Consider the following 7,058-nt stretch of genomic DNA (forward strand, 5'->3'; position numbering starts at 1 on the left):
CTGCCGCGTTCAACGACAGCTCCGGATCCTCTTTCTTGGCCTCGGCAACCAGCCGCATCGCGCGCTCACGAAGCTCCTGCGGATACTTCTTCGGTGCTGGCATGACCCCATCCTCCGTGGAATCAGACCCTCCACCAAACCCGGGGCGATTCAACGTGTGCCTCCACCGCGGCCACCGCAGCGCGCAGCCGCCGCAGATCACTCAGCAGGTCGATCAGACCCGCATCACTCACGCTGCTCAACGCGGCGCCGCCGCCACAGCCGATCGCCGAGCCGTCCGCCGGCCACGCATCGACCGCCGGGGCGGGCGTGTCCGCTGCATCGGCCGTGCCGGCCGGCGCAGCCGCGGCGTCGAGGGCGAGCTGCTGCACCGCCAGCCACGCGCCGCGCACCACCGCCACCGGCGAGGCCACGTCGGCTCCCGGGTCCGTCACGGGCGGGCTGCTGATCATGCCCCTGAATCTACGGACCGGCACCGACAAGATTTCCGCGACAGAATCCCGCTGCAGCAGGGATCTGTGCACAACCGGCCACCTGTGAACGGCCACCGCGCGGACGGGCGACATTGTCGGCTCCCGGCGTCTCGACATCGCTCGCCCCAGGGGCTCGCTCGCTCGACGACCAAGAGGTGGGCTCGCTCGGCCACCAAAAGGAGAGTCGCTCGACGACCAAGGAAAGGGGCCCACTCGACGAACAGAGATAAACGGCCCGCTCGATGAGCAAGAAAAGGGCCCTCAAGGTGCGGACCTGTGCAGCGTCTGGCGTGTGGAACCAGGCACTCAGGCCGAAGTCTCGACGTTGCTTCCGCTGGCGCTCCGGCTCGCTCGACGCCCGTGCGGGTGCGCGCCGGCGGGCGGCGGTCGACGTGCGCGAGGGTGCCTCTGCGGGGGCGGTCGGATCGGACGTTCTTCGTGACGGTTGGGACCATCCTGTCGTCGTCACGAGCTTGGGTGCGGCGGGCTGGGTGAATGCGCGCACCGCTCACGGACAGCGCCTTGCGAGGTTCTAACTCGACTAGCTCGACGCCGATGCACCATGCTGAAGCCATGCAGACCGTGGAAGGCCAGTGGCAGAAGGACGTGTTCAACGTCCTCAAGCAAGGCGGGATCCAGCAGGTGGCGTTCGTCCCGGACGCCGGGCACGCGTACGCCATCAGTGCGGCGCGCAGTGATCCGGACATCGCCGACATCGTCCTCACCACCGAGGAAGAGGGCGTCGGAGTGGTCGCCGGCGCGTGGCTCGGTGGTCAACGGGCAGCGTTGCTGATGCAGAGCAGCGGTGTGGGCAATTGCGTGAACCTGTTCTCGCTGTTGAGCAGCTGCTCCTTCCCGTTCCTGACGTTGGTCACGATGCGCGGGGAGTACGCGGAGTTCAACCCGTGGCAGAGCCCGATGGGGCGGCGAACGCCGGCGGTTCTGGAGCTCATGGGCATGAACGTCCATCGGGTGGACCGTCCCGACGACGTCGCGGAGGTCCTCGGTGCGGCGCTGGACTCCACCTTCCTGGCGGGGGAGCGTAACGCGGTGCTCCTGGGCCAGCGGCTCGTCGGACGCAAGCAGTGGGAGCGCAAGTGATGACGACCGCAGACCAGACCCGTATCGACCGTCGCGAGTTCGTCGCCGCGTTGGTGGCCGCGGTGCCGGAGGACACGCTCTTCGTGTCGGGGCTCGGCTCGCCGTCGTACGACCTCTACGCCGCGGGCGATCGCGACCGCAACTTCTACCTCTGGGGCGCGATGGGCGGCGCCGTGCCGGTGGGCCTCGGGCTGGCGCTCGCGCAGCCCGGCGTGCCGGTCGTCGTGCTCACCGGAGACGGCGAGCAGCTGATGGGCGTCGGTGCGCTGGCTTCCGTCGGCGCTGCCCAGCCGAGGAACTTGAGCATCGTCGTCCTGGACAACGGACACTTCGGTGAGACCGGCATGCAGCCGAGCCACGCCAGCCTGGGTACGGATCTCGCGGCGGTGGCCCAGGGGTTCGGCATCACCGACAGCGCGCGGATCGAGCGACAGGACGAGGTCGTCGAGTGTGCGCGCCGCGTGGCGCGCCGCGCCGGCCCGACGTTCACGCAGGCGCTGATCAGCACTGATGAACCACCTCGGGTCTTGCCGCCCCGCGACGGAGGTTTCGTCAAGAACCGCATGCGGGCCGCACTTGGGTTCGACAGCTTCTGACCCCGGCTCCGGGGCCGGGCGGCTCGCCGCATGATCAGCTCGGCGAGTGGCTAGGATGATGCCCGCGCGTTCGCCGCGCGGGGCGGTAGCTCAGTTGGTCAGAGCAGTGGACTCATAATCCATCGGTCGCCGGTTCGAGCCCGGCCCGCCCCACCACCCGGCGTTTCCAACCCTCCCGGCCGTACGTCGATCGTAGGATCGAAGGATGTTGACGCTCATCATCGTTCTGCTGGTCATCTGGGCCGTACTCGCGGTCCTCGGTTTCGTCATCAAGGGCCTGCTGTGGCTGGCGATCGTCGGAATCGTGCTGTTCGTAGGCACGCTCGCCTACGGCGCCCTCAAGAAGCAGCTCACCAGGTAGCAACCTACGGACGCGTCCTGCCCGAAGGGCGCTCCGGCCGGTTGTGTTGTTGCGGTTCGGGGCGTCGTCGCCCGGAGTCGTCACAACACAACGGGCCGGACCCGCCGGCTCGAGCTCGCAACACAACGGGACCGGGCTGCCGGCCGTCAGCGCTTGCGCGCCCAGCCGAGGTAGGTCGCGGGCAGAATGCCGGCGCTGTTGACGGTAGAGAGCGCGATCGCCCAGATCCGCTTGCTGCCGCGGACCTTGCCCGCCGGTCGGCGCTTGAGGTCGACCAGGGCCCAGGCGCGCAGGCTCGCGTCGGCGACGCCGACCACGATCAGCGAAGCCCGGACGGCCGGTGGCAGGTCCCGCCAGTGCTTCTTCGTGGCCATGCTTCCTCCCGAGTCCGGTAGTCCTCACCTGAGGCTACGACAGCAGCGACGTGGCCGCCGATTCGCCCGAGCCGGGTGCGCACGTCGTAGTCGCCGATGCGCGCGAGCCGTGTGCGCACGTCCGAGCCCGCCGGCCCGCCGGGGCCGGTGCGCGCCGTCCGGCGGGCGCCGGAACGGGGCTCGGGCGCAGTCTCCCGGACGTAGACTCCACGAGGTGACGACATCCGAGGGAACGACATCCGAGGGAACGATCGCGCCGGATCTGCCGCCGTCCGAGCACAAGCCCGACAAGCCGGAGAGCCTGCTGACGGTGCTGATCGCGCTGACCGCGAACACCCTGATCGCGATCGCCAAGTCGATCGTCGGTGCGATCACCGGCTCGGCGTCGATGATCGCCGAGGCCGCACACTCCTGGGCCGACACCGGCAACGAGATCTTCCTGCTCGTCGCGGAACGGCGCTCGGCGAAACCGGCCGACAAGACACACCCGCTCGGCTACGGGCGTGAGGCCTACGTCTGGTCGATGATCGCGGCGTTCGGCCTGTTCAGCGCGGGCTCGATCGTGTCGATCTGGCACGGCGTCACGCAGCTGACGGCGGAGGAGCCGGAAGCCAGCTATACCTGGGCGTACGTCGTCCTGGGGATCTCGTTCGTCCTGGAGGGGATCTCGTTCCTGCAGGCCTGGCGAACGGCGAGGGGAGCGGCGCGCCGGCTCGGCATGCACCCCGTGCACTTCATCAGCGCGACGTCCAACCCGACCCTCCGGGCTGTCTTCGCCGAGGACGCCGCGGCCCTTATCGGCCTGCTCATCGCCGGTCTGGGCATCGGCCTGCACCAGCTCACCGGCAACGCCGTCTGGGACGCCGTGGGCTCGATCCTCGTGGGCGTCCTGCTCGGCATCGTCGCGATCTTCCTCATTGGCCGCAACCGCGACTTCCTCACGGGCCAGGTGGTCAGCGAGGACCTGCGGCAGCGGGCGATGGACGAGCTGCTGCGCGAGCCGTCGATCGAGGCCGTCTCCTTCCTCTACCTGGTGTACGTCGGGCCCTCGCGGATCCTTCTGATCGCGGCCGTGGACCTGATCGGCGATCTGCGCGAGTCGGAGCTGGCTCGCGAGGTGCAGGAGATCGAGGACCGGCTCAACGAGCGCGACATCATCGAGCGCGCGATCCTGACGCTCAGCGCTCCCGGACAGAAGCCGGGACTGTGACGCACCGGAGGATCGGCCGCCGATGATCGAGCCACGTCGACCGTTCGGGCCACGCGATGCCAACGACGGCTGGGTGTCCGGGAGCCGCGGACGGTTCTGGGGCAAGGGCGGCGCCGCCGGGCTGCTCGCCCACGATCCCGCGCGAGGAGTGCTGCTGCAGCATCGCGTGGCCTGGAGCGACCAGGGCGGCACCTGGGGGATCCCCGGGGGCGCCCGCCACGTCGGCGAGTCCGCGATCGGCGGAGCGATACGCGAGGCCACCGAGGAGGCGGGAGTCCCGCCGCAGGCCCTGCGCACCCGTTACACGCACTGCTTCGACGTCGGCTACTGGAGCTACACGACGGTCGTCGCGGAGGTCAGCACACCGTTCGAGGCCCACATCGCCGATCCCGAGAGCGAGGAGCTGCGCTGGGTGCGCCCCGGCGACGTGGAGAGCCTCCCGCTGCACCCGGCCTTCGCGGCCGCCTGGCCGCTGCTTCGCGAGCGGCTGGCCGAGCGGCCGGCGCTGGTCATCGATGCCGCCAACGTGGTCGGCTCGCGCCCCGACGGGTGGTGGAAGGATCGTGCCGGCGCCACCGAGCGGCTCATCGAGCGCCTGGGTGCCCTCGATGGGGCCGGCCTCCCGGGCCGGTGGTTCGGGCTCGACGAGCTGTGGCGGGTCTGGCCGGAGACGACCGTGGTGGTCGAGGGCCACGCCAAGCAGGTGAGTACCGCAGACCTCACCGTGCACGTCGCCCGCGCGGCCGCGGACGGCGACCGCGAGATCGTCGCCCAGGTGGCGGCGCTCTCGTCCGACGGTTGGACGCCGATCTGCGTCGTCACCTCCGACCGGGAGCTCCGGGAGCGGGTACGCCGACACGGTGCCGCCGTCGTCGGAGCCGCCGAGCTGCTCGCTGTCCTCGACGGCTAGGTGACGCGACGCCCGCGAGGAACGGCGTTGACACCCCGTAACCTATCGCCATAAGGTTAAAGCGGACCGGCCGCCGACGGACCGCGAGTGCTTGCGGTCGTCCCCGAAGGAAGGACCCAACGTGGACCCGTTCGCCAACGACCGCGAGGACCGCATTCGCCGCCTCCTCGAGCATCTCCGCCACGGAACGACGGACAGGGTGGGGGAGGTCGCGCCGTTCGAGCCGCGTGACTACCGCGATCCCGACCTCGCCGCCCTCGAGCGGGACCGGATCTTCGGCCAGGTCCCCACGATCGTCGCGCACGGCTCCGAGCTCCCCGAACCGCACGACTTCATCACGCTGCAGATGCCCCGCAACCGGGTGATCATCAGCCGGCAGAAGGACGGCAGCGTCCGAGCGGTCGTCAACGCGTGCCGGCATCGCGGCGCCATGCTGGAGAACAAGGATTCTGGACGCTGCCGGCTGTTCTCGTGCCCGTACCACCGCTGGTCCTACGAGACCGACGGCACGCTGCGCGCGGTCACCCGCGACACGACGTTCGGCGACATCGACAGGTCGCAGCTCAACCTCGTCGCGCTTCCCGTCGAGGAGCGGCACGGGTTCATCTGGCTGATCGACAACGCGAACGCCTCGATCGACGTGGCGGCCTGGCTCGGGCCCAGGATGGATGCGATCCTGGCCTCGTACCACCTCGACGAGTACGTCGTGTCGCAGACGGCGGCGTTCGAGGAGCCGGTCAACTGGAAGCTCATGCAGGACGCCTTCATCGACGGCTACCACGTCCAGTACGCGCACCCCAACACCGCCGGCAAGCACGTCCACACGAACGTGCAGGTGGTCGAGGACTTCGGCAACAGCTGCCGGTTCGTCTCGCCGCGCAAGACGATCGATCGCTACCTGGAAGAGGATCCCGGCGACAAGAGCCTCGCGAAGCACGTCATCGAGGCGCACTTCCTCAGCCTCAGCAGCACGCTGCTGAAGCAGCCCGACCACTTCCAGCTGCTGAGCTTCCGGCCGGACGCCGCCGATCCGGCGCGCGGACGGATGGAGATCCGGCTCATCACCCGGCGCCCCGAGGACCTGGGCGTCGACAGGGCGGCGTGGGAGCGCAACCGCGACAAGAACTGGCAGATTCTCATCGACGTCCTGCTCGACGAGGACTTCCCGATCCTGCGCGACTCCCAGCAGGCGCTGCTGTCGGCGGACGCCGCGGGGATGCTGCTCGGCCGCAACGAGTTCGTGAACCACGTCTTCCGGCGCGAGCTCCGGCGGATCCTCGCCAGCGACTCGCTCGAGGAGTATCTCGCCGGGTGCGAGCAGAGCGCGCAGCAGTCGGCCCGCTACTCACTGACCGGCTGAGCCGGTGATCGACGCCCGCTGGGTCGAGGCGCTGACCCGCGAGGAGACGACCGAGCTCCGCGAGCTCGTCGCCGAGGCGGCGGCGTACGACGCCGAGGCCGGCTTCTCCCGCATCGACCCGGACGACGTCGGCCGGGGAGCCGGCCCCGCCGACCGGGTCGCGCACCTGGTGGTCCGGGCGCTGCGGGACGACGAGCCGCGCGACGCGAGCCCGACGACGATGGCCGCGTACGGACGGCTGGTCGCCACGCAGGAGGGGGCTGCCGTCCTGCAGCTGGTGGTCCGGCCCGAGTTCCGCTCCCGCGGCGTCGCCACCATGCTCCTCGAGCGGGCCGGGGCCCGCGTCGGCGACGAGGGGTGGGGGCCGGTCGGCGCCCGCCACGTCCGATGGACGGCGTACGGGGACCACCCGGCCGCCGAGCGGCTCGCGCTGCGCTTCGGCCTGGACGAGCTGGACCGCACCTGGAAGCTGCTGCGGCACCTCCGGGGGCCGTTCGCGGCCGACCTCCCGCCTCTGGGCCTGGCGGTCGGCGAGGTGCTGCTCGCCGTCGTCGATCCGGCCGAGGAGCGATCGGCGCTGGAGGACGTCACGACGGCGGCCGGCCGGCCGCGGGCGGAGCTCGACCGCCTCGTGCGCGAGGGCTCGCGGCGGGTGGTCGCTGCCCGCGACGGC

At 70.5% G+C, this 7,058-nt stretch carries 9 protein-coding genes and 1 tRNA gene; 8 read left to right on the top strand and 2 right to left on the bottom strand.

Annotated elements, in window-relative coordinates; translation table 11 throughout:
• Positions 1-122: 122 nt before the first annotated feature.
• Positions 123-452, bottom strand: a complete 330-nt coding sequence (locus F8A92_RS17925; protein ID WP_153506548.1) for a hypothetical protein — start codon at positions 450-452, stop codon at positions 123-125.
• Positions 453-1,046: 594 nt separating this feature from the next.
• On the opposite strand from F8A92_RS17925, the gene F8A92_RS17930 reads away from it, so the two are divergent.
• From F8A92_RS17930 to F8A92_RS18740, 4 genes are all read left to right on the top strand, one after another.
• The gene (locus tag F8A92_RS17930) at positions 1,047-1,574 is read left to right on the top strand and encodes a thiamine pyrophosphate-binding protein (protein ID WP_153506549.1); all 528 of its coding nucleotides are present in this window, start codon (positions 1,047-1,049) and stop codon (positions 1,572-1,574) included.
• Positions 1,574-2,170, top strand: coding sequence for a thiamine pyrophosphate-dependent enzyme (locus F8A92_RS17935; protein ID WP_153506550.1), 597 nt, complete (start codon positions 1,574-1,576; stop codon positions 2,168-2,170). The genes F8A92_RS17930 and F8A92_RS17935 overlap by 1 nt, the downstream gene beginning before the upstream one ends.
• Positions 2,171-2,249: 79 nt before the next feature.
• A tRNA-Ile gene (locus tag F8A92_RS17940) sits at positions 2,250-2,326 on the top strand.
• A gap of 49 nt (positions 2,327-2,375) precedes the next feature.
• A complete protein-coding gene (locus F8A92_RS18740) occupies positions 2,376-2,531 on the top strand; it encodes a hypothetical protein (protein ID WP_194291578.1) in 156 nt (51 codons plus the stop codon).
• Between the two features lie 146 nt (positions 2,532-2,677).
• Here F8A92_RS18740 and F8A92_RS17945 read toward each other — a convergent pair whose 3' ends face one another.
• Entirely contained in the window at positions 2,678-2,905 is a 228-nt protein-coding gene (locus F8A92_RS17945; protein ID WP_153506551.1) for a hypothetical protein, read from the bottom strand.
• A gap of 214 nt (positions 2,906-3,119) precedes the next feature.
• Between F8A92_RS17945 and F8A92_RS17950 the strand changes: the two genes are divergently transcribed.
• The 4 genes from F8A92_RS17950 to F8A92_RS17965 form a co-directional block, all read left to right on the top strand.
• On the top strand, positions 3,120-4,115 hold the full coding sequence (locus F8A92_RS17950; protein ID WP_228389562.1) for a cation diffusion facilitator family transporter: 996 nt from the start codon (positions 3,120-3,122) through the stop codon (positions 4,113-4,115).
• Positions 4,116-4,137: 22 nt separating this feature from the next.
• A complete protein-coding gene (locus tag F8A92_RS17955; RefSeq protein WP_153506553.1) occupies positions 4,138-5,025 on the top strand; it encodes an NYN domain-containing protein in 888 nt (295 codons plus the stop codon).
• Between the two features lie 121 nt (positions 5,026-5,146).
• Positions 5,147-6,385, top strand: a complete 1,239-nt coding sequence (locus F8A92_RS17960) for an aromatic ring-hydroxylating oxygenase subunit alpha (RefSeq protein WP_153506554.1) — start codon at positions 5,147-5,149, stop codon at positions 6,383-6,385.
• Between the two features lie 4 nt (positions 6,386-6,389).
• Positions 6,390-7,058: GNAT family N-acetyltransferase (locus F8A92_RS17965; protein ID WP_194291579.1), on the top strand; the 669-nt coding region annotated here is incomplete at its 3' end.

Origin of the sequence: Cumulibacter manganitolerans (genome assembly GCF_009602465.1) — a bacterium.
Classification (GTDB): Bacteria; Actinomycetota; Actinomycetes; order Mycobacteriales; family Antricoccaceae; genus Cumulibacter; species Cumulibacter manganitolerans.

What these genes read in the sequence shown, in the direction of transcription:
- F8A92_RS17930 (WP_153506549.1), top strand. Translation starts at nt 1,047, where the DNA reads ATGCAGACCGTGGAAGGCCAGTGGCAGAAGGACGTGTTCAACGTCCTC.
- F8A92_RS18740 (WP_194291578.1), top strand. Translation starts at nt 2,376, where the DNA reads ATGTTGACGCTCATCATCGTTCTGCTGGTCATCTGGGCCGTACTCGCG.
- F8A92_RS17945 (WP_153506551.1), bottom strand. Translation starts at nt 2,905, where the DNA reads ATGGCCACGAAGAAGCACTGGCGGGACCTGCCACCGGCCGTCCGGGCT.
- F8A92_RS17925 (WP_153506548.1), bottom strand. Translation starts at nt 452, where the DNA reads ATGATCAGCAGCCCGCCCGTGACGGACCCGGGAGCCGACGTGGCCTCG.
- F8A92_RS17955 (WP_153506553.1), top strand. Translation starts at nt 4,138, where the DNA reads ATGATCGAGCCACGTCGACCGTTCGGGCCACGCGATGCCAACGACGGC.
- F8A92_RS17935 (WP_153506550.1), top strand. Translation starts at nt 1,574, where the DNA reads ATGACGACCGCAGACCAGACCCGTATCGACCGTCGCGAGTTCGTCGCC.